The 22,500-nt window shown below is 46.0% G+C and carries 17 protein-coding genes, 2 tRNA genes and 1 riboswitch; of the genes, 10 read left to right on the top strand and 9 right to left on the bottom strand.

All coding sequences use genetic code 11. From position 1 onward, the window contains the following. Positions 1-168: 168 nt before the first annotated feature. From tgt to APAR_RS02640, 6 genes are all read right to left on the bottom strand, one after another. The gene (gene tgt, locus APAR_RS02665; protein ID WP_012808607.1) at positions 169-1,386 is read right to left on the bottom strand and encodes a tRNA guanosine(34) transglycosylase Tgt; all 1,218 of its coding nucleotides are present in this window, start codon (positions 1,384-1,386) and stop codon (positions 169-171) included. Between the two features lie 10 nt (positions 1,387-1,396). Next, entirely contained in the window at positions 1,397-2,098 is a 702-nt protein-coding gene (gene dapD / locus APAR_RS02660; protein ID WP_012808606.1) for a 2,3,4,5-tetrahydropyridine-2,6-dicarboxylate N-acetyltransferase, read from the bottom strand. A 54-nt stretch (positions 2,099-2,152) separates the two neighbouring features. Then, complete coding sequence (dapB, locus tag APAR_RS02655) at positions 2,153-2,869, bottom strand: 4-hydroxy-tetrahydrodipicolinate reductase (protein ID WP_012808605.1); 717 nt, start codon at positions 2,867-2,869, stop codon at positions 2,153-2,155. Then, entirely contained in the window at positions 2,862-3,755 is an 894-nt protein-coding gene (gene dapA / locus APAR_RS02650) for a 4-hydroxy-tetrahydrodipicolinate synthase (protein WP_012808604.1), read from the bottom strand. Before dapA ends, dapB begins: the two co-directional genes overlap by 8 nt. Before the next feature lie 15 nt (positions 3,756-3,770). Next, positions 3,771-5,075, bottom strand: a complete 1,305-nt coding sequence (locus tag APAR_RS02645) for a diaminopimelate decarboxylase family protein (protein WP_012808603.1) — start codon at positions 5,073-5,075, stop codon at positions 3,771-3,773. A 31-nt stretch (positions 5,076-5,106) separates the two neighbouring features. Continuing rightward, positions 5,107-5,271: riboswitch (Lysine riboswitch) on the bottom strand. Positions 5,272-5,303: 32 nt separating this feature from the next. After that, a complete protein-coding gene (locus APAR_RS02640; RefSeq protein WP_012808602.1) occupies positions 5,304-6,455 on the bottom strand; it encodes a pyridoxal phosphate-dependent aminotransferase in 1,152 nt (383 codons plus the stop codon). Between the two features lie 77 nt (positions 6,456-6,532). Between APAR_RS02640 and APAR_RS02635 the strand changes: the two genes are divergently transcribed. The 4 genes from APAR_RS02635 (at position 6,533) to APAR_RS02620 (ending at position 11,279) form a co-directional block, all read left to right on the top strand. Beyond that, a complete protein-coding gene (locus APAR_RS02635; RefSeq protein WP_012808601.1) occupies positions 6,533-7,708 on the top strand; it encodes an endonuclease/exonuclease/phosphatase family protein in 1,176 nt (391 codons plus the stop codon). A 118-nt stretch (positions 7,709-7,826) separates the two neighbouring features. Continuing rightward, positions 7,827-8,105 (top strand): type II toxin-antitoxin system RelB/DinJ family antitoxin, encoded by a 279-nt coding sequence (locus tag APAR_RS02630; protein WP_012808600.1) that lies wholly within the window; start codon positions 7,827-7,829, stop codon positions 8,103-8,105. 159 nt (positions 8,106-8,264) lie between these two features. Next, on the top strand, positions 8,265-9,863 hold the full coding sequence (locus APAR_RS02625; protein WP_012808599.1) for a DUF438 domain-containing protein: 1,599 nt from the start codon (positions 8,265-8,267) through the stop codon (positions 9,861-9,863). A gap of 153 nt (positions 9,864-10,016) precedes the next feature. Further along, positions 10,017-11,279: an MFS transporter gene (locus APAR_RS02620; RefSeq protein WP_012808598.1), complete on the top strand. Its 1,263-nt coding sequence runs from the start codon at positions 10,017-10,019 to the stop codon at positions 11,277-11,279. A gap of 66 nt (positions 11,280-11,345) precedes the next feature. On the opposite strand, the gene APAR_RS02615 is transcribed toward APAR_RS02620, so the two are convergent. The 3 genes from APAR_RS02615 to APAR_RS02605 all read right to left on the bottom strand — a co-directional run bounded on the left by APAR_RS02615 (position 11,346) and on the right by APAR_RS02605 (position 15,357). Next, on the bottom strand, positions 11,346-12,977 hold the full coding sequence (locus APAR_RS02615) for an ATP-binding cassette domain-containing protein (RefSeq protein WP_012808597.1): 1,632 nt from the start codon (positions 12,975-12,977) through the stop codon (positions 11,346-11,348). Between the two features lie 192 nt (positions 12,978-13,169). Continuing rightward, entirely contained in the window at positions 13,170-13,925 is a 756-nt protein-coding gene (locus tag APAR_RS02610; protein ID WP_012808596.1) for a spermidine synthase, read from the bottom strand. Positions 13,926-13,998: 73 nt separating this feature from the next. Further along, positions 13,999-15,357 carry a M18 family aminopeptidase gene (locus tag APAR_RS02605; protein ID WP_012808595.1) on the bottom strand — a complete coding sequence of 453 codons (1,359 nt, stop codon included), beginning with the start codon at positions 15,355-15,357 and terminating at the stop codon, positions 13,999-14,001. Positions 15,358-15,513: 156 nt separating this feature from the next. Between APAR_RS02605 and APAR_RS02600 the strand changes: the two genes are divergently transcribed. From APAR_RS02600 to APAR_RS02575, 6 genes are all read left to right on the top strand, one after another. Further along, on the top strand, positions 15,514-16,482 hold the full coding sequence (locus APAR_RS02600; RefSeq protein ID WP_012808594.1) for a 3'-5' exonuclease: 969 nt from the start codon (positions 15,514-15,516) through the stop codon (positions 16,480-16,482). A gap of 92 nt (positions 16,483-16,574) precedes the next feature. After that, positions 16,575-18,089: a glutamate--tRNA ligase gene (gltX, locus tag APAR_RS02595; protein WP_012808593.1), complete on the top strand. Its 1,515-nt coding sequence runs from the start codon at positions 16,575-16,577 to the stop codon at positions 18,087-18,089. A 133-nt stretch (positions 18,090-18,222) separates the two neighbouring features. Continuing rightward, on the top strand, positions 18,223-19,872 hold the full coding sequence (sdaAA, locus tag APAR_RS02590) for an L-serine ammonia-lyase, iron-sulfur-dependent, subunit alpha (protein ID WP_012808592.1): 1,650 nt from the start codon (positions 18,223-18,225) through the stop codon (positions 19,870-19,872). A gap of 116 nt (positions 19,873-19,988) precedes the next feature. Next, a tRNA-Gln gene (locus APAR_RS02585) sits at positions 19,989-20,062 on the top strand. Between the two features lie 19 nt (positions 20,063-20,081). After that, a tRNA-Glu gene (locus APAR_RS02580) sits at positions 20,082-20,158 on the top strand. Between the two features lie 155 nt (positions 20,159-20,313). Next, positions 20,314-22,500: a DUF6541 family protein gene (locus APAR_RS02575; RefSeq protein ID WP_012808591.1), complete on the top strand. Its 2,187-nt coding sequence runs from the start codon at positions 20,314-20,316 to the stop codon at positions 22,498-22,500.

Genomic DNA, 22,500 nt, shown 5'->3' with positions numbered 1-22,500 from the left:
GCCAGCCAGGGGCACCTTGGGTACCCGCGAATGTTTATCTCTTTCATTTTACCCATGTCACCGGACAAAAAATGACTAGCTCGCAAATTAGTGAGCTAGTCATAAAAAATTTAAATCAATGTTGCTTGCGAAAATCTATCAAGAGGACGGGTTTCTCGCCAGAAGAACTTAAAAATCAACCACACCTTCCGAATTTTCCCATTCCTCAACAAAGTCGCTATAAGTACCTGCGAGAATTGCTTCTCGTGCCTGACGCATTAGCTCAAGCAGGAAGTAAATATTATGCATAGAGAGCAGCTGTCCACCTAACATCTCATGCTGTTTGACCAGGTGATTGATATACGCACGAGAATAACCGCCCGTACAAACAGGACAGGTGCACTTAACGTCAATAGGACCTGCATCAGCAAAGTACTTAGCGTTCTTGAGGTTCATACGGCCCTCATGGGAAAACGCGGTACCCATACGGGCGGTGCGCGTTGGAAGTACGCAGTCAAACATATCAATGCCGCAAGCAACGCCGCGAATAAGCGTAGACGGATTACCAACGCCCATCAGATAACGGGGCTTATTGCGAGGCATGTAATCTGCGCACAGTGGAGCTAGTGTCTCAAACATAAGCTCATGAGGCTCACCAACAGAATAACCACCAATGCCATAACCAGGGAAATCACCAATAGACTCAAGGTGCTCAATTGAGCGCTTGCGCAAATCAAGATGCATGCCACCTTGAACGATACCGAAGAGCGCCTGATCAGGACGGGTATGAGCCTTGAAGCACCTCTCGGCCCATGCACTTGAAAGCTCAACACCGCGCTCAACTTTTTTACGCTCTGCAGGATAACCTACGCACTGATCTAGCTGCATAACAATGTCTGCACCAAGGTTCTGGGCAATCTGCATGTTAGTTTCTGGAGTCCAATACGACCATGCGCCGTCATAATCAACTGCACGAAATTTAACGCCCTCATCAGAGAGCTTCATGAACTCTTCGTGACTAAAGACCTGGAATCCGCCAGAATCCGTCAAGATAGGACCATGCCACTGCATAAAGTCATGCAAGCCGCCCATCTGCGCCACCAGCTCATCACCCGGGCGCTGAGACAGATGATACGTATTTGCCAGAATAATCTTAGCGCCAAGGTCACGGACGGTATCAGTCATCAAACCTTTAACAGTTGCCTTAGTTCCTACCGGCATAAAAATAGGCGTTGGAATATCACCATGAGGTGTGTGGAAGACACCGGCGCGCGCATGCGTCTTAGGATCTTCAGCGAGAAGTTCGTAAGTAAACCAAGAATCTTCTTTTTTCTCTGCCCAATTTTCTGTATATACGCAAGAAATTTTGGTGGTAAAACCCTGTGCTTTTTTGGAGCCGTCTGGCATGAAACCTCGATTACAACGTACGAAGAGCATCGACCAGTGCTGTCTTGCCCTCTGTTTTCTGATCCTTCATTTTTATCACACGTGCAGGGCATCCTGCTACCACGGCGTTTGCTGGAACGTCCTCAACTACCACGGCGCCTGCTGCTACAACAGCACCCTCTCCAACACGAATACCCTCAATAACCACAGCGTTTGCGCCAATTAGAACGTTATCCTCAACAATAACTGGAGTAGCAGAAGCAGGCTCAACAACACCCGCAAGAACGGTACCAGCGCCAATGTGACAGTTCTTACCAACAGTTGCACGACCACCTAGAACAGCACCCATGTCAATCATGGTGCCTTCGCCAATTACAGCGCCGATGTTAATAACGGCACCCATCATAATGACAGCATTATCGCCAATCTCAACACGCTCACGAATCAACGCACCTGGTTCAATACGAGCATTTACATCTTTCATATTAAGCAGGGGAACGCTGGAGTTTCGACGGTCATTCTCGATGTCAAAATACTCAAATGCGTCTGCGTTTTGCTCAACAACGCTCTTGAGCTCAGACCAGTCGCCAAAGACAACCTTTGAAGTGCCCTCGCCATAAACGCGAGAAGATCCATAAGACACAGAAGCATCCTCACGCTCTTTAACATACAGCTTAACGGGAGTTTTCTTCTCAGAAGTGGCAATGTAATTGATAATTTCCTGGGCGTCCATGCGCGTCCTTTCTTAAACAAACAGGCGTCGACTCTTACAAGCCAGCGCATGCTTTTATCCAAAAATTAAATCTTCGAAGGTATAAAAACCTGGAGCTTTTGTAAGCAATTTCTCAGCACAAGCAACGGCACCGTTCACAAAAATCTGACGAGATGTTGCGCGATGCATCAGACACACTTCCTCATCCTGTCCAAAGAAGTGCACCTCATGAGTGCCAGCCACTGTGCCGCCTCTCAGTGCAAACACGCCAATCTCGTCTTTAGTGCGAGCTCCACAGAAACCCTCGCGACCAGAAACAACGGGACGAGTTCCCTCTGGGTCAATAGCAGCTAAAAGCAGTTTTGCTGTGCCGGACGGAGCATCAACCTTCTGGTTGTGGTGCGTCTCCACAATTTCTGTATCCCAGCCGTTAAGTGCTTCAGCAGCCATGGTCACCGCACGCCTCAGCACAGCAACACCCACCGAATAGTTTGCCGCGTGGATCACAGGCGCACTCTCTCCCAGCTGCTTCAGCTCTGAAAGTTGCTCTGGCGAGAAACCCGTGGTGCCAGAAACCAACGCACACCCGCGCTCACGTACAAAGCCGACAACAGCATCAAAGGCAGCAACGCCAGAGAAATCCACAACCACATCAGGCGTCTGCACAACGGTATTCAGCTGATTGATATTCTCGTGACCAAAAGCACCAAGCACTTCAAAGCCGTGATCAATCAGGGTTTGCTCAATGAGCTTTCCCATCTTGCCGGTACCAATAACTACTGCACTAGGCATCAAGAAGACCAGCCTTTCTCATAGCATTTTCAAGCACCTCAGCGTGCTCTTCCGTCATCTTCCACAGAGGCAGACGATAATTCTCTTCCATAAGTCCCATACGAGCCAGCGCGGCTTTTACAGGAATTGGATTAACCTCGCAGAAAAGTGCATGGACCAGGTCAAGATACTGAAGTTGCAGCTCACGGGCAAGAGAAATCTCTCCGCGATGCCACGCAGCTACCAGGTCATGAACCATCTTTGGATCAAGGTTAGACCAAACAGAAATAACACCGGAAGCACCAAGAGAAAGCAAAGGCACAATCATGTCGTCATTTCCTGACCACATAGTAAAGTCATCGCTCAAATAACGAGCAACCCTTGTTGCATATGCAATGTCTCCAGAAGCCTCTTTAATACCCCATGCATTTGGATGTGCTGCAAGTCTCTGAACGTTGCGTTCAGAAATTGAGCAGCCCGTTCTACCGGGGATATTATACAAGATACAAGGGACATCAACGCGGTCTAGTACATACGAGAAGTGCTGGTAGATGCCCTCTTCATTACTCTTATTGTAGTAAGGAGTAATCAGTAGCAGACCATCAACACCTGCCTTCTCAAGAGCTTCTGCTTTGCGCAAAGACTCAGCAGAAGAGTTGGAACCAGCACCACCGATAACAGGGACTCTACCCTGGGCTCGTGCAAGAATTGTCTTGACTACCTCGATGTCCTCCTCGTCTGTCATGGTTGAGGACTCTCCGGTAGTGCCTAGAGCGAGAATACCGTCAATTCCCTGTTCAATCTGGAAGTCAACAAAGTGCTCAAGTGCCTCAAAATCAACATTTCCTTGAGCATCAAATGGGGTTACTAATGCGGTAATTGCACCAGTTATGTTCTTCATATCCATAGTTTTTCTCGCCCTCTAACGTGTGGTGTTTATAGATGTTTGTTGTGCAAGATCTGAAAAGTCTGAGCCGTCAAATGCAAGCGTTGCAAAGTAATCAGCCTCTGTCTCAGCGCGACGAATGAGTTGCACAGATCCATCTTCTAGAAGCAGCAGCTCAGCGGAGCGAAGACGACCGTTGTAGTTATAGCCCATCGAGAAACCATGTGCGCCGGTATCGTGGATAAACAAGAGGTCACCCACAGCCACCTTTGGGAGCTGGCGATTCTTTGCAAACTGATCGTTATTCTCGCAAAGTCCACCCACAACGTTGTACGTATGTGTTGCAGGAGCATCCTCTTTGCCCATAACGGTGATGTGGTGGTAGGCGTCGTAGATTGCAGGACGCATGAGATTTGCCGCACAAGCGTCCACGCCAAGGTAGTGACGATATGTCTCTTTTTGGTGCAAAACGCGGGTAACAAGTGCGCCAGCGGGACCCAAAAGCCAACGACCAAGCTCGGTGTAAATGGAAACGTCGCCCATGCCAGCGGGAACCAAGACCTCTTCAAAAGCACACTTTACGCCCTGACCAATGGCCAAGACATCAGGCTCAACCTGATTTGGCTCATACGCCACGCCAATGCCACCAGAAAGATCAATAAATCCAATATGAATATCAAGTTCTCTATGCAGCTTAACAGCCAGCTCAAAGAGAACGCGCGCAAGGTTTGGATAGTAATCTTCTTCTTGAGCATTACTAGCCAGGAATGCATGAAGACCAAACTCAGTAACACCTTTAGTCTTAAGGTACGCAAACGTCTGGAAAAGCTGCTCTTCTGTCATGCCAAACTTAGCATCATCGGGATTTCCAATAATGCCGTTTTGCGACTCAAACACACCGCCAGGATTAAGACGTGCGCACATAACCTGAGGCATAGTACTTCCCACCGCATCTTCAAGCGTTGTAAGCATATCGCCGCCAGCATCTAAGTTGATAATGGCTCCCAGCTCATGAGCGCGTGCAAAGTCAAGCACCGTAGTGTCGTTTGACGAGAGCATAATGTTTTGACCTGTAACTCCACAGGCTTTTGCAAGGGTAAGCTCTGTAGCATTTGCGCAGTCACAGCCGCAACCAAGCTCTGCCAGCAACTTCACAATGTAAGGGTTTGGCGTGGCCTTCACGGCAAAGTACTCTTTAAAGCCAGTATTCCAACTAAAAGCCTCTTGCAAAAGCTTTGCTCGGCGAACAATCTCTGCCTTGTTATACAAGTGAAATGGCGTTGGATACGTCTTAGTAATTACCTCTAGGGCATCTGCAGAAACAAACGGTTTCTTACTCAAAGCTCCCCCTCAAATTGGGGGCGCAATACACCGTCAAAGTAGCACCCCCGAAATCTCGGACAGTCTTGCATGTATTTCATACAAGCCCACCTGACAACCACGCCTGATTGCCAAGTTCGGCGAACCTCGCCTCCTTCTGGGGTCACTGCCTGCCGGCTAACCCAGAACCCATCGTGCTCGCTCCTCTATTGACAGTAAAACCCTACCACAGAAAGCTCTGTATTTGAGTTAGTTTTGTTCTTCTCGCAAAGTATTAACAAAAATCTTAAGGCGAGAAAGACCTTCTGTCAGATTCTTGTCAGAAGCAGCATAACTGATACGCACATACCCCTCAGCGCCAAAGAAAACACCAGGCACCAATGCAACACCAAACTCTTTAATTGCTCGCTCACAAAACGCCTCAGAATCAATGGCAAATTCCTTGATTGAAGGAAATGCATAGAAGGCGCCTTCTGGCTCTTCAACAGGAAGCTTCATGTCTTCAAGTGCAGAAAGAACAATCTTCCTGCGCTTTTGATAATTTGTGCGCATAGGCGTGACATCGTAGGAAAGTGCATACAAAGCAGCTGGCTGTAAAAAAGAAGGAACGGAAGAGACCAGCTGAGCGTGGACCTTTCCAATATCTGCCGCAAGCTCATCAGAGGTGGCAACCCAGCCAAGTCTCCAACCTGTCATTGCCCATGGTTTGGAGAAACTATTTGTCACAATGCATCTATCAGCCAAATCTGGATAGAGCTCAGCAAAACGAGGGACATTCTGAACGTACGTAAGCTCTCTATAAACGTCATCGCACAAAACATAAAAGCCGTGCTTGCGAGCAAGCTCTGCCACCGCATCAAGCGACTCTTTTGTATACACACATCCCGTAGGATTATTTGGAGAAGTCAGCACCATGAGCTTTGTCTTCTCGGAAATCTTTGACTTAAGCTGCTCTGAATCAATCTGGAAATGATTACCACTGGTATCAAGCGGCACAACAACACCACGATTAAGCTGGCAAAGCGTTCTATATACCAAATACGCTGGTTCAGGGATGATAACTTCATCATCTGGATTCATAAGCGTCAACATGGCAGCAGAAATAGCCTCTGTTGCTCCCACGGTAACCACAATGCCGTCTGGACTGACCTTCATTCCACGAGCTGACTCCCAAGCAGCAATCGCACTTCTAAGCTCAGGAGTACCAATGTTAGGTGGGTAGTGAGTGTTTCCAGCCGCAAGCTCTTTGTCTACTTGATTGCAAATGGAGGATGGAGTGTCTTCTCCTGGCTCTCCAATGGTTAAAGAAATACAACCCGGTGTTGCAGCAGCAAGTGCCGAGAAACGCCTAATGCCAGAGAGTTTGAAAAGCTCTAGTGTTGTATTTCTTAATAGCGACATACAAACTCCTCAACGTAATTTCAATCCATAATAGTTATCATTTAAATCATACGACACTTAACTGATATGAGGTCTGCATGAAAAGAGTTTTGTCTCTTAGCCTTAAATTTATTACTGGCCTACTAAAAAGGGTTCTTGCGCCCCTTTTTAAATTTGTAGGCGGACTATTTATTCTAGCTTTGCTAGTTCTTGGTGGGTATGTCCTCTACCTGCAGTTTACTTACTACCGCATTCCTGACAATACCTCTATATCCAATCAAGGCGCCTCACCTGAAGCTACAACGGTGCAGGTAGGCCAAACTTACACAGCCTCAACCTATAACATTGGCTTTGGCGCTTACACACCTGATTACACCTTCTTTATGGATGAAGGCATCATGCAGGATGGCACACGTACCGTGGGAACTCACGGGCGCGCAGTAAGCAGAAACTCCGTTCTATACACCACAAACGGTGCTCTCACCACCGTTTCTTCTCTCAATGGTGGAGCTGCACCTGACTTTATTCTCTTCCAAGAAATTGATACTTCATCTGATAGAAGCTGGCATGTTAATCAGGTTTCTGAAGCAGAGAACCGCTTTAGTTCTTATGCGTCATATTTTGCTCAAAACTTCCACACCGCGTTTCTCGCCTATCCACTCACTGAATTCCACGGAACCTCTAACTCGGGAATTCTTACGCTTTCAAACGTACTTGCTTCAAGCGCTACTCGTCGCACCTATCCCATTGACGAGTCATTCCCAACAAAATTCTTTGATCTAGACCGTTGCTTCATGATTACACGCTACCCCACAAGTGATGGTCATGAGCTGGTACTTATTAACAGCCACATGTCTGCTTATGATAAAGGTGGCACCAGCCGAGCTCAGCAGCTTGCACTTCTCACCAAAGTTATGTCCGAAGAGCGCGCTAAGGGTAATTACGTTATTGCGGGCGGCGACTGGAACCATGCAATTTTAGGCTCGCTTACTCTTTATCCTTCCATCCAGCAAGTACCTGACTGGGTAGCGGAACTCAAAAAATCTGATTTGCCAGAAGGCTTTACTGTTGTGGCTCCAGACAACCTTAACAACGTTCCTACCTGCCGCGGAGATGACATTCCTTACGAGAAAGACAAAACATACACCACCACTGTTGATGGCTGGATTGTCTCGGACAACGTTGTTGCAACCGCTAAAAATGTTGACACGCAGTTTGCCTACTCTGATCACAACCCGGTTCTACTGTCTTTCACATTAAAGAGCGCAGAGTAGAATAGAAGTTAGTAATACATGTCCACAATATGTGCGTGTTATACCTATAATACGCACATATTAATTGACTTTGTTGCCTATATCTTGTATAACAAAACTACAAGAAAGGCGGGTAATCATGGCAAAAGTAAGCACAAATATAAATTTGGATCCAACGCTCAAAAAGAATGCTCAGGAGCTTCTCAGAGATTTAGGCATGGATCTTACTACTGCTATTACCATTTTTCTTCGTCAGACTGTTCGTGAGCAGGGAATTCCTTTTGAAATTAAACGAGAAATTCCCAATGCTCAAACTATAGAGGCTCTTAATGAATACTCAAACATGAAAGAGCACCCAGAAAATTACAAGCACTACGCCTCGTTCTCCGACGCAATGTCGGAGGTCCTAGATGCTTGAAATCTTTTTAGAACCGGTTCTCATTCTGATCTCTTTTAAAACTAAAGAATAATTTCTGTTTTGTTGTAACCACAACAAAAGCCACATGGAACTCCTGTCACACTTTGGGTATAAAGTAAGCCTAAGTAGACTTTCTAAACTTATCCGAGAGGAGCCCGTATGGCACAGGTTCTTGATTTAAGCAAATCCGTTTATGAGATTTGCACTAAGTTTCCCGTCATTAAAGGCCTTATGGCAGAAAACGGCTTTGCCGAGATTACCGAGCCAGGCCGCCTTCAGACCATGGGCCGTTTTATGACCATTCCTAAAGGCTGTGACCACAAAGGCGTAGACCTTGAGGAGCTCAAGGCAATTTTCCGCTCTCACGGCTTTACTATTCTTGGTGATGAGGAGCCTATAGCTGCAGACACTCCATCTGACGAGAAACCCGCAGACACAGAGGCAACTGACGCACCTATTGCACAAACCCCTAAGGAGCGCAAAGCTCTTATCGCCCAGTATCTTGAGCGCCTCAACGACGGTGAGGACATCGAGGCTGTTCGTGAGGACTTTGCTCGTAACTTCAAGGATGTCTCTGGATCTGAGATCTCTACCGCTGAGCAGGAGCTTATCGCTGGCGGTGTTCCTATGGAGAAGGTCTTGAAGCTCTGCGACGTTCACGCTGCTCTCTTTGAAGGAAAGGTCTCTTGTGCACCAACAGGCGCTGCTGAAGAGACTCCTGGACATCCTGTTTGGACCATGCGCCAAGAAAACGACCGCATTCTTGCCTTTATTCACGACCGCGTTGCTCCAGATGTAAGACGTGCTCGCACGCTTAACGAGTCTTCCAGCAATGAAGAGTGCGCTGGTGTTGCAGCAATTCTAAAGGCTGATATGGACGCCTTTGACGAGGTCTTTGTTCACTACAAACGCAAGGAAGAGCTGCTCTTCCCTCACCTGGAGCGTCACGATATTACCGGTCCTTCAAAGGTTATGTGGGGCAAAGACGACGAAGTAAGAAACGCCGTTAACGGCGCAGAGGCTCTGCTTGAGACTGCTTATGGTCAGTATGATGCTGGTCTTATGGCAGGCGTTGCTGACTATCTGGATGAAGCTATTGAAGGCGCTGAGTCCATGGCTTCCAAGGAAGAGAACGTCCTTATTCCACTTTCCCTTGAGCACCTAACTGCCACCCAGTGGACCCAAATTGCTGCTGAAGAGAACGAGTTTGGCCACGCATTTGGCGTCAATCCACCTTCATGGCATGCAGATCCTCTTGAGCTTGCAAATGACAAACTCAAAGAAATGGAAGCTGCAGGTGCTATGGGCGAGAATAACGCTGAGGCAGAAGAGGAAGCAATTTCTGCTGATGGAAAGGTTAAACTCTCTACCGGTGAGTTCACCATTCCTCAGCTTGAGGCTGTTTTTGCAACCATTCCGCTTGACATTACCTTTGTTGATGCAGACGATAAAACCCGTTACTTCAGCCACGGCGACACCCGCGCCTTCCCTCGTCCAAAGAGTTGCCTTGGTCGCGACGTCTACGATTGTCATCCACCAAAGAGCCAAGAAGCTGTTCGCCGTATCCTCACCGAGTTCAAGAGCGGCAAGCGTGATTGCTCTGAGTTCTGGTTTGAAGTCAAAGACAAGTTCCTCTATGTCCGTTACTTTGCTGTCCGCGATGAAAAGGGCAACTACCTGGGCGCTCTTGAGACCACTCAAGACATCGGACCAATCCGTGCCCTTGAGGGAGAAAACCGCAGAGGCTCTGACAGTTAAGGTCTCATGTTCGCAAAATAGCGCGTAAAAAAGTAAGCAAAACGCACTCACAAAGGCTTTTTAGCTCTAAAAATTTTGTACGACTCGGTAGGCGATGTGTCCTTTTTACGGCACATCGCCTACACTATTTCTGGTCAAAAGAGAGGAGCCTCAGTGCTACAACGTTTACTAGGCACTAAGTATGCATATGCCATCGTTGCAACTTGTATTGTCATCATGTTTTTGCCCTGTGCAATTATTTTGACCTGCTTTGGAATTTTTATTACACCTGTTTCAAACTATTTTGGCGTTCCCCGCGTTGCCTTCTCTGCGGTCTTCTCGGTACTCTGCATTGCTATGACGATAGCTTTGCCGTTCATAGGCAAGTTCTATAAATCACACGACACTCGCCTGGTGCTTTCTGCAAGCGTTATCATCTGCGCAGCTTCATACGGAGCCATGTCAGCCGCTCAAGAGATATGGCATTTCTATCTCTGCGCGGTGGGACTTGGTATTGGCGTACCTGCACTCATGTTCTTGTGCGTCCCTGCCCTTATCAACGATTGGTTTGACCAGCGCGTTGGTACTTTTATGGGTCTCTGCTTTGCATTTACCGGCATCGGCGGCACTGTCTTTAACCCCATCGGATCTGCCATTATCTCCTCTAGTCCTGAAGGTTGGCGTGCTTGTTATCTTATTTTTGCCCTAGTCATGCTAGTGGGAACACTCCCCTTTACCCTTTTTGTAATACGCGAGAAACCCCAAGACCTTGGCCTTACGCCTCTTACCTTCTCCTCTATTGGCGAGAAAAACGTTGAAGTTGAAGAAACTACTTCAACCGACATCTCTGCTGATGACGCAATGAAATATCCAGAGTTTTATATGGTTGCAGCGTTTTATGCACTCATTACTCTTAACCAGCAAATTTCTCAGTACTTCCCTAGCTATGCTGCAACGTTTGCAGAAACCGCTCCTGCAATTGCTGCGGCTACGGGCCTTCTTGCCGGAGCAACTATGCTTGGCCAAGCAATTGGAAAGGTACTTCTAGGCGCGTTAAGTGATATTTCGGTAAAACTTGCCTGCTTTGTAGGAATTTTCTCGGGTATTGTTAGCTTACTTATGTTGGGAATTAAGCTTCCAATATTGCCGCTCTTGCTGGCAGGAACCTTCCTTTTTGGAATTGCCTACGCCCTTACAACAGTCGGCTCACCTCTTTTGGTACGCACAGTCTTTGGAAAAAAAGATTCCACTCTTATCTACTCAAGAATTGCAGGTGTAAGCTGCTTTGTCTCTGCCTGTGCGCTCATTATTTGGAGCTTGATTGTTGACGGTTCAGCCCACGGTTTCTTGGTTCTCTTTGGCATAGGCATTGTACTTATGAGTACATGCCTTGCGCTTGCGCTCACCGCACTTAAGCGCGCTGACAAACGAGCATAAGGTTATCTGGCTCTGTTGGGTCTGTTTCTGGATTTTGAGGAAGGATGATTAAAACAAAAGAAAACTTTAGGTGCCGCTAATAGTCAAGTGCGTATTAAATTTTAAAGAATCAGGAAATGACGTTTCGTGAGAAACAATAATAACAATTCTGTTCTTGGAAAGATCCTGTATTTTCCGAGCGATAATTTCAATATTGTTCGAATCTAAGTTTGCAAATGGTTCATCAAGTATCACAACTTTTGACGGACGAATCAGTGCTCTAAGAATAGACAGTCTTTTTCTTTCACCTCCAGAAAGATTTTCACCTTCTTTAGCAATATCTTTATTCAATATGCTTTTTCTGAATCCAAATTCATCTAGTAGACTCTCTAATTTCATTCTTTCCGATGATGAAAGATGGTCTACGGTTTTTGGATATATTAAATTTTCTATCACAGATAAATTAAACAGTTTATTTGATTGTCCTGAATATGCATACAAATTCAAGTCATCTGCTCGAGAATAAATAGTCACTTTCCCACTCGAAGATTTAATTAAGCCTAAAAGTATTTTTAACAAAGTGGATTTACCTACACCGCTTTTTCCGTCAATTAAGTTGATTCCTTCTTTAAAACTAAAAGTAACATCTTCAAGAATTGTTTCAGATTCATAATTCTTTGATATACCAGACAAAACTATTTCTGATTCAGATGAATCAGAAATAAATTGAATAGTTGAAATTTCCTCAGTTGGCTTTGAGATTATAAAATCTATAAGCTTGTCTGCACTTGAAACGGATTTTTGAATTAACTGAGAATATTTATTCAAATTTGAAAATGGATTATAAAATCTTTGTACATAGAGCAAAAATGGGATAAGAATCATCCAATTCCCATCTTGCGCTAGTACATCTTTACATAAAAAGAATAATGAAATCGCAACAAATAAGTATCGAATACTTTTTTCTATTACAAAGAAAATACTAAGTGCTGCACTCGATAAATTATCATTCTCCAAAATATCAATATTTATACGGTTAAAACGATTAGCCTCTCTCTCCTTACCTTTAAACAATTTAATATATGAAAAGTTATCATTAGTTTCATTAATCTTTTCAATCAAATCCTCATTGAGTTTGATTGTATTTTCTGCAAACTTCTTTTGCTCGGATGCTGATATATTACCGATTAAAACTAATGGTAATATGCCAACTATTAAAATAAGTAACGATGTAATATTTATTTGTATCATAAAAAAGCAAATCCACACTGTATCGAATATATCTGAGCACAAAGTAAAAAAACTTGTTGAAAAAATTAAGCTCAATTTATTTACGTTATTGTCTATCAAATTAATATAAAACGCATTATCGTGAATTATCGCTAATTCATATTCCGTATCAGTAAGTTTCGAATACGCTTTATCTCTTACGTTTTTAATGATGTCGTTTGAAAAGACGGAAACTCTAAAGCAAAAGTAATTTCTAACTATTGTTGAAAGCACAATTAACATCAAAAACTTAGCACAAATAAAACCAATTTGAAAAAGATCATTTGAAACCGTTGTGCTAAAAACTTTTGAAAGTGACTGCATATATTGAATCGAATAAATTTCAAGAAATGATGATATAACCGCTAAAACAGCAAGAAAAACTAGTACATTAATTTTTCCATTACCAATATGAAAGATTTCTTTTATTGATAAAAACGATTCTTTCATATATTTATATCTCCAATCAAGTGCACTGAACTGGACTAAAGAATTCAATTTATGCTGTGTCCAAACGAGAATCATTCAAAAACTAAAATCAGCGACTTTAATTTTACACTTCATTGTTTTTTAATTTTCTATCGATGTTAATTCATTAACATCACTAAAACTTTTGACTAATAAATAGTCAAATACTAATACTTAAGCGCGCTGACAAACGAGCATAAGGTTATCTGGCTCTGTTGGATCTACTTCTAGATCCAAGGGAACAACCTTTACCTGTTCAAACACCATGCGAGCAGCATCCATGAGCGCTTCAAGCTGATGCGCATCCTCTCCTACTTGTGCAGAAACTACATTTGTGAGATATCTTCCGCCAGGAGTAAGGCATTGTGCTACCAAGCTCATCCACTCAACGGTCATCATAGCCGCAGGTGGAGCTTCTCCGATAAAACAGTCGTTTAGGATAGCGTCATAGTGCTTGTTATTAGATGTAGATAGGCTCTTTATATACTCAACGCCATCAGCTATCTGTAGCTGAAGTCTGTTGTTGCTCTCTCTAATAGCCTCATCCACAAAGAAGTGGCTACGAGCTAGAGCTGCAATTTTAGGATCAATCTCCAGTGCATCGCAAGAAACCTCTGGATGGTGAGCTACTAAATAACGAGGATACGAGCAGCCGCCAGCACCAATCATCAAAACTGAGTGTACAGGACAGGCAGCTTCAAACAGCAAGTCATACAATTCAAGATAAGGAAATACCAGCTGATTCTTTCTTGAATCCGTGTAAGTTGCACTCTCATAGGCGCCGCCCTGCCACAGCACGCGTATTTCTCCACCTTCACCATCTGAGATAGGAAATACCAACGCAGGACCACTCAGCGTCTGGGGTTCAACGTAAATACCTGCACAGATTAGGAGCTCCATATCATGAGCAGTAAGCTGTTTTTCTGACATGGAACTCCTTCAAGTCACGTGTTGTGTTTTTGTAGTTAAGTATACCTAGTGCACAGGGTTTCTCGCCAAGCGTTTACCTCAACTCAAACGAATCGGCATCAGTAATGCAGACGCAGGTGTCATAGAACGCCTTAAGTGCCTGGTACCCCAAAAGTGTATCTTTAGTGCCCGCGGTTTCGTAAACAGAGTGCATAGCAAGCTGAGGCAGACCCACGTCAACGGCATGCATGCTGGCCTGAATGTTGGAGAGGTTGCCCAAAGTAGATCCACCTGGCATATCGCTTCTATTAGCAAAAATCTGATATGGAACGTTTTGCTGCTTCCAAATTGCCTCGACAATGGCGCGGCTAAACGCATCCGTGCAGTATGACTGACGTGCTGCTTCCTTGATAACCATACCTCCGTTGAGGTAAGGTTTGTTGGCCGCATCGTGCTTCTCAGGATAATTGGGATGCACCGCATGAGCGTTGTCGCAGCTTACTAGCAAAGATGCCGAGAGCGCACGGTAGTAATCTTCCTGCGTAAAGCCAAGCGTAGCGTTTACGCGCTGTAGCGTGTCTTTAAGGAACGTAGACTTAGCACCCTGCTTAGTGTTTGAGCCAACTTCTTCGTTGTCAAAGCAGGTGTACACAGAGATGTCCTGCTCATTTGAAGACGCAAGGAAAGCTTTAAGTGCTACAAAGGCACACTGCAGGTCATCCAGATGACCAGCGGAAACAAACTCCTTCTTTGCGCCCCAAATACGACCACCTGTGTGATCAACCAAAAAGAGATCGCGAGAAAGAATGTCCTCTTGAGACGCACCTGCTGCATCTGCTACCAGGGCGTTAAAGGCGCCGGGATTGAGCTCTCCAACGCTGAAAAGTGGCATCAGATCTTTAGCACGGTTGAACTCTGGCGAGAGACCATTTTTGTGCTCAAGATGAATAGCCAAGCTTGGAATCATGACAACGTCATCTTCGATGTTGACCAGCCTGGACTCTACCTTGTTTCCTACCTTGACCAGCACACGGCCAGCAACACCCAAAGGACGGTCAAACCACGTGTGGTCAAGCATGCCGCCGTATGCCTCAGTGTTCAGACGAAGCGAGTTGCCCTCGCCAGTAAGCTCTGGCTGGGCTTTTACCTTGTAAGTTGGAGAATCGCCATGGGCAACAGCAAGCTGGAAGTGATAAGGAGTATCAGCGTTTGAGGTTTGAGCCTCACGGTATTTCTCGCCAACTTTCCAGGCAATAATTGAAGAATTGTTGCGTGTTGTAAAGTAAGAGCCGCCTGGCTGAACATCCCAAGAAGAACCCTCAGAGAGGTAAGTGAAACCGTTCTCTAACAGGTAGTCTTTGATAGTTTGTGTAGTATGAAACATGGAAGGACTCTGCTTAATAAAAGCAAGAAGCTCCTCAGAAAGAGCAAGTGACTCATGTAAATCCGACATGACTAAAAACCTTTCATAAAACTGTGTTGCACTCAACAGCCTAGCACGCATTTTTAGTGAGGCGCCCATACTTTCTAGAAAATGACGTAAAGAATATGCGCTTCAGGGTAGATACTTATATGTTGAACTAATTCTCACCCACCAAAGCGAGAGTGTATGGATATCAATCAAGCTATTGAGCACGCTAATGCGTTTGTCATACCTGGTCTTCTTGTTGATGATCAGTCCATCATCGGCGAGATCAACAAAAACTGTGATGCTATTAAAACGCTGTTTGATGCCTGGAAGGAAGCACCTCTGGGCCAAGAGCCTGTAGAGTTTTCTGTCATTCAACAGCTTGCTGATAGAACGCGCTCACTATGCGACACTTACGGCGTTGAGAGGCTCAGAAACCATCGAGGTGTTGGTCTTTCTCGCGGTCTTTCTAACGATGACCTTGCAGCTGCTGTAGCAAAAATGCAGCGTCGTCGTCCTAAGGCTGTCTACAAAACCGCAGGCCCGCTTCTTAATGACTTGCAAATTGCGTATGTCGAGAAGAGCGTTTCTGGCACGGTCTTAGGCATTGATATTGAAACTACATCGCGCTTTCCTGAACTAGGATACATTGTTAACGTTGGCTTTGAGTTCTGGAATCTTGGTCGCAATACCGTTCCGGTAGAGCCTCATACTGCCTATTTTGGTATCCCAGAGATATACAAAGAAAAAGGCGTTCCACTTGCCGATATTCACCAAATTACCTGGAAAGATGTTGAAGGCAAAAAATCATTTAGAGACGATAAAAAAGCCCAAGAAGCCCTGCTGACAACTATGAAAAAGATTCCTTTTATGGCCCATAACGCCGCCTTTGAGGATTCTTGGTTCATGTTCAACATTGATGGCTACGCAGAGGCCAGAAAAGCGGGCAAGATTATTGTTATTGATTCCCGCGATATCTGCCGTCGTTTGGACCCAGAAATTAGATCTCTTCCACGCGAGTCTTCCCCTGCCGCGCTTGAGAACTGGGCACGTCGTAGACATACACTTGCAGCAGACGAGAAGGAACGTCACTTGGGACTTGAAGACGTAGACCTTATGATTCGTACCGTTCAAGCAGAATTTGCAGACCACAATATGTTTGAAGACTAGACAACGTTGTCGGTCACGCACGGTCAAGCGTTTATACTAAAGAGTGCATAAACTAGATTTTCTCGCTAGAAAATAACTGCCAAGGAGGAGTTTTGTCAGAGAAGCAGGTAAGGGTACGTTTTGCACCATCCCCAACAGGTAAGCTACACATTGGAGGTGCGCGCACTGCTATCTATAACTGGGCTTTTGCTCGTGCAAATGGTGGCAAGTTTATTCTTCGCATTGATGACACAGATCCTACGCGCTCAACTGAAGAGAACACTCAGATTATTCTTCGTGCTATGAAGTGGCTTGGTCTTGATTGGGACGAGGGTCCAGATAAGGGCGGCGATTGTGGCCCTTACAGCCAGACCGAGCGCCTTGACCTGTATCGTGAAGCAGCAAATAAACTGCTGGCAGAGGGCAAGGCATACCCTTGCTTCTGCACACCAGAGAAGCTTGCTGAAGATAAGAAAGCTGCTGAGGAGCGCCATGACCCCTTCCAAGGCTATCAGCGTACCTGCAGAAACATTGATCCTGCAGAGGCACAACGCCGCATTGATGCTGGCGAGCCTTATACTATCCGCATTAAGGTTCCTCTGGACCGCGGCGACGTCATTGTCCACGATGCTGTTCACGGTGACGTAACCTTTAACGCTCGCGAGCTTGATGACTTTATCATCTTCCGATCTGATGGCACCCCAACCTATAACTTTGCCACCGTTGTTGATGACGCTGACATGGGCATTACCCACATCATCCGTGGCGACGATCACCTGTCTAACACTCCTCGCCAGATTATGGTGTACGAAGCTCTTGGCGCACCTGTTCCAACCTTCGCTCATATCTCCATGATTTTGGGTCCTGACGGCAAGAAACTCTCCAAGCGACATGGTGCAACCTCTGTTGAAGAGTATCGTGACCAGGGCTATCTTGCAGATGCCTTTGTCAACTACCTGGCTCTTCTCGGCTGGTCACTTGATGGCGAGACAACCATTGTTCCTCGCGACGTTTTGGCATCTCAGTTCTCTTTGGATCACGTTTCCAAAAACCCTGCAAAGTCCGATCCTGAACGTCTGAACTGGATTAATGCTACCTATCTTGCCAATATGGACAATCAGACCTTTGCACAGACTGTTCTAATTCCAGAACTTGTTAGCGCAGGTCTTGAGCCTGTTCAGGGCAACGCAACTGACGCAGATGAGATTTACGCAACTCGTCCAGGTTGGTATGACCTGCTCTCCGAGATTCTTCGTCCTCGTACCACAGTAAGCCCAGACGTCATTGAGAAGTCACGCTTTTTGTATGAAGGTGCAAACGTCACCTTTGATCAGAAGAGTGTTGAGAAGGGCCTTACCAAAGACGCTGCTCAAAGTGCAACTGTTCTTACTGCTGCAAAGACTGCTCTTGAGGGCGTTTCTGAGGAAGAGTGGAAGGCTGCAGCGATTGATGCTGCCCTTGAGGTGCTTCCAGAACAGCTTGACCTAAAGAAACGCGTTGTCTTCCAGTCCATTCGCGTTGCTGAGTGTGGCAACATGGTCTCCCCTCCTCTTGGAGAGTCTATGGAGCTTCTTGGCCGTGAGGTTTGCCTTGCTCGCCTTGACCGCGCCATGGAGCTTTGCAAATAACACACTGAATACGTGTTTGCCGCGTATTCTTCCAAACGTAAGTGGGTATCAAAAGTAAAACCACGCAAGAGCTGTAAAACAGATGGTTTTGCAGCTCTTTTATCGTTACCGTTTGTTCAGTTTTGGAGTAACTATGATTTCTATGTCTGCGTTTGAGGTTTTAGGCCCCATTATGGTGGGTCCTTCTTCCTCGCACACAGCAGGAGCCCTACGCATTGCCCTAGTTGCACGCTCGCTTGCACCAAAGCAGCTGGAGCACGTTGAGTTTTGGCTCTACAACTCCTTCTCTCATACCCATCTTGGCCACGGCACCGATTATGCTCTCATTGCAGGCATCTTGGGCCTTGCGCCAGACGATACTCGCGTCCGTGAAGCACTTGCCTTGGCAGAAGAAGCCCACCTCAACTACAGCGTTATTGAAAAGGGTGATGACGAAACCCTTCACCCAAACACCGTAGAAATTCACCTCTACGGCGCAGATAACGCCCACGTCTCCGTTATGGGTGAGTCTGTTGGTGGTGGCCGTATTCGCATCTCTGGCGTTAACGGAGCACGTATTCACATGTCCGGTGATATGCCCACTATCTTTGTTTCGCATCGCGATAAACCCGGTGTTCTTGCAGCTCTCACTACTATTTTGGCTACGCAAAATATCAATGTTGCAACTATGCGCACCTTCCGCTCAGAGCGCGGCGGCTTTGCTCACACCGTCTTTGAGATTGACGAGCCTATTGAGCAGAAAGTCTTAGACCTCTTTCAGCTAGCGCCTCATGTTTCGTACGCTGCTCAAGTTTCTATTCCAGGAGCAGCTCCACAGGTCACAAACGACGTACTTTCGGGAGCCTTTGACAACGGCGCAGATCTTCTCGCCAGGTGCTCCAAGACGGGAGCCTCCATTGGCCAAATTATGCGCCAGCGCGAGAAGGGCTTGCGACCAAATGCTAACGTAGACGCAGAGATGACTCACGTTCTTGAAATTATGCGTGATGAGGTTCACGACACCATCAAGACGCCTCGTCAGTCAATTGGTGGCCTGCTCAATGGCCAAGCCAAAACCGTAGCCAATACCCCGCCTGCAATCTCGAACACGCTTATGGGCACCACACAAACGCGAGCTATTGCATACGCTATGGCTGTTCTTGAGCGCTCGGCAACCATGGGCGTTATTGTTGCTGCTCCTACCGCAGGAGCATCTGGTGTTGTACCGGGATCGCTCATCTCTGTTGCAGAAGAGATTGGCGCCACAGATGAGCAAGTTATCTCTGCGCTTTGGAATGCAAGTGCTATTGGTGCCATCTTGACCACCAACGCAAGTGTTTCTGGTGCTGAAGGCGGCTGTCAAGCAGAGGTCGGATCTGCTGCCGCGATGAGTGCATCTGCACTAACCGAGCTTTTGGGCGGCACTCCTCAGCAATGCTTAGACGCAGCTTCCATTGCTATCTCTAACCTTTTAGGACTAATCTGTGACCCTGTCAGAGGATTGGTTGAGTATCCTTGTCAGGATAGAAACGCCATTGGTGTAGCCGCAGCTATAAGTTCTTCTCAGCTTGCTCTTGCAGGCGTTGGTAACCCAATCCCGTTTGATGAGGTTGCTCATGCTATGGCAGAAGTAGGTGCCGCACTCCCCGTTTCACTCAGAGAAACAGCTAAAGGCGGTCTTGCAGCTACTCCAAGCGCTCCTACCGCATGTGCAAGCTGTACGGGTTGTGTTTCTCTAGACCAGACACTTCTTGATGCAGAGCGCATACTCAACGCAAACAACAAAGACGTTCCTTGTGCTTAAAGACACATTCTATATACTATTTTTGCTGCAAACTGAATTTCTTGAAATTATTGCTTGCATCTCTGACAAGTCTCCTTTATAGTTATTTCTCGCGCTGATGCGTACGGATGACATCTTGGGATATCGTCTAGTGGTAGGACAGCGGATTCTGGTTCCGTCAACGGGAGTTCGACTCTCTCTATCCCAGCCATGTCCTCCCAGTCATATATGGCCCGTTCGTCTAGCGGTTCAGGACGCCGCCCTCTCAAGGCGGAGATCACCAGTTCGAATCTGGTACGGGCTACCAAAAGTTCAAGGACTTCTTCGGAAGTCCTTTTTGTTTATCTCAACGCTACTTTTACTTCTATCGTAAAATAGACCAGTCTGTTTTAAGTGGTTGTCGCACTCACTAATGCGACCATGAAGTATAAAAATTTTTACTGGCACCTTGATTGGATCAGGATGTGGCTTGAGTTCTTCCAAAGTGCAGTTGTAATTGTTGCCCTACTCTATGTGCCGGGCGTCATTTTGCTGCACGCCTCTGGTATGTCAAAGCCTTGGGCATTTGTTACTGCTCCTTTAGTAAGCTGCGCTCTCTACTTTATTGAGGGAGAAATCTTTAGTGCACTTAACATCCCTGTTCCCTTAGCTGTAATGATTCTTGTTCCACTGCTTATCGCAGCTCTAGTCAATGGCTACGTTTATTACGTTGCATCAAAAAACAAAGAAGATCACAGGGGCGAGAAACCCATCAAATCCAAGGCATCGCGAGCGGTCAAACAACCAACTTACCGCATGCCCTCATTTGTCTGTGAAGAGCTCCCCTTCTGGATTCCTCTTCTGTATGTAACAATTGGTCTTCTTACTGTGGGACTTCTTTTCTTACCCACCCTGCCATCTGCTAGCTCTTTTGTGCAGGGCTGGGATATTGTGCATCACTTAGATGTTACGCAAGCAATGATCGAGTCTCAAAAATACTCATCCATTCACTATGACTTCTACAGCACCATAGAAGCCTCAATTACCCCTTGGGAGCCGGGGGCTTCGGGATTTTATCCTTCCGGCTGGAACATCATTGTTGCCTTGACGACACAACTTGTTTCTACAACAGTTCCTATTGCAGGAAATGCACTCAACTTTGTTAGTGCTGCAATTATCTTTCCACTCTCAATCTGCTCGCTTATTGCCAAAGTTCTTCCCAAACACCGCATTGCGCTTACAAGCGGAGCTTTTGTTTGTTTAGCATTTTTTGTTTTCCCGTGGTCGCTTTTAATCTACGGACCAATTTTCCCTAACACTGTAGCCTTCTGTGTAATGCCCTCTATTTGGTGGATTTTTATGCAGATGACTCGTTCAAAGACTCCAAAGCATGACCTTATCTGGCTTGTTATCATATTTATTCTTGGTTGCATTACCCTTTTTGTCTTGCATCCTTCCACGATTTTTTCGTCAATTGTGGTTCTTTTGCCTTGGAGTTTTGCACGTATTGGAGAATCCAAGCGCAAAGTTGTTCTCTTTGGAAAAAGAGTCAAGCCTGTCACACTAGCGTATGCATTCTTTATCTTTGCGCTGGTTATATGGTCTGTTTTCTACTATGTTTTAATTATTCGAGGCGTCGCGCTCAATTTCTGGTGGAGTGCTTACTCAAGCTTACAAGATGCCATTTTGCACGCCCTTGGCATGGACTTTATTGGGCAATCGTATGCGGGTGGAGAGGTTGTTTCTCCACAGCCTATACTTTCAATCTGCGTACTAGTAGGCGCAGTATGGACATTCAAGCATAAACAAGCTCGCTGGATGGTATCTGCCTTTTTGTACCTATCCATCCTCTGCATTTTTATTATTACGTTTGATGTTCCGCTGAAAGGATACCTCTCAGGATTCTGGTATACCGATCCATTCCGCATTGCCGCCAGCTGCATCATTATGGCAATTCCACTTGCAGCACTTGGTCTTGCGACCCTTGTTGAAGCTGCGCTGGAAACATTTAGCACCTGTAGAGAAAAGCTCTCTCAGTACCAAAGTCAGGGTCAAGGTCAGGCTAAGAACCAGGCTAAAACGCAGACCTGTGTCTTTTATAACATTTGGGCAAAACCCCTAATTGCAGGTGCAGTTATTGCGTGCGTAGTTGCACTCAACTATGTAATTCCTATGCCTAACCTTAAATCAGAAGAACCAATTCCTGCAGCTCTTGCCTTTAAGCAGGCTTCCGAGAAGGCCTATGGTGACCATTACATTTTGACATCAGAGGAACTAGAGTTTTTACGCCGTGTTGAGCTTACCGTTCCTTCAGGTGCTGTTATTGCAAATCTACCTCAAGACGGCAGTCTCTGGGCATATGGCACTAACAACATACATGTGCTTTGGCGCTTCCCTAACGGCTATGACGCCTCAGAACGTCCCGCAAGTGCAATTCTTCGTAAGCGCCTTAATCGCATTGCGAGCGACCCTGAGGTACTTCAGACGGCGCATGATCTTAATGTGCAGTACGTCCTTATTCTAAACAACGTTGTTGATTACTCTAATGCTGTTACCAGTACCTACAAACCTGGAACTTTTAGAGGTATCACACAAATAACAAACACCACCCCAGGTTTTGAGGTGGTGCTGGAAGAAGGTTCAATGAGGTTGTACAAGATTACCTTGTAA

The sequence above is a fragment of the Lancefieldella parvula DSM 20469 genome (genome assembly GCF_000024225.1).
In the GTDB taxonomy this organism is placed as follows: domain Bacteria; phylum Actinomycetota; class Coriobacteriia; order Coriobacteriales; family Atopobiaceae; genus Lancefieldella; species Lancefieldella parvula.
Note: the sequence above shows the minus strand (reverse complement) of the source record. Positions and strands in the feature narration are given on the sequence as shown.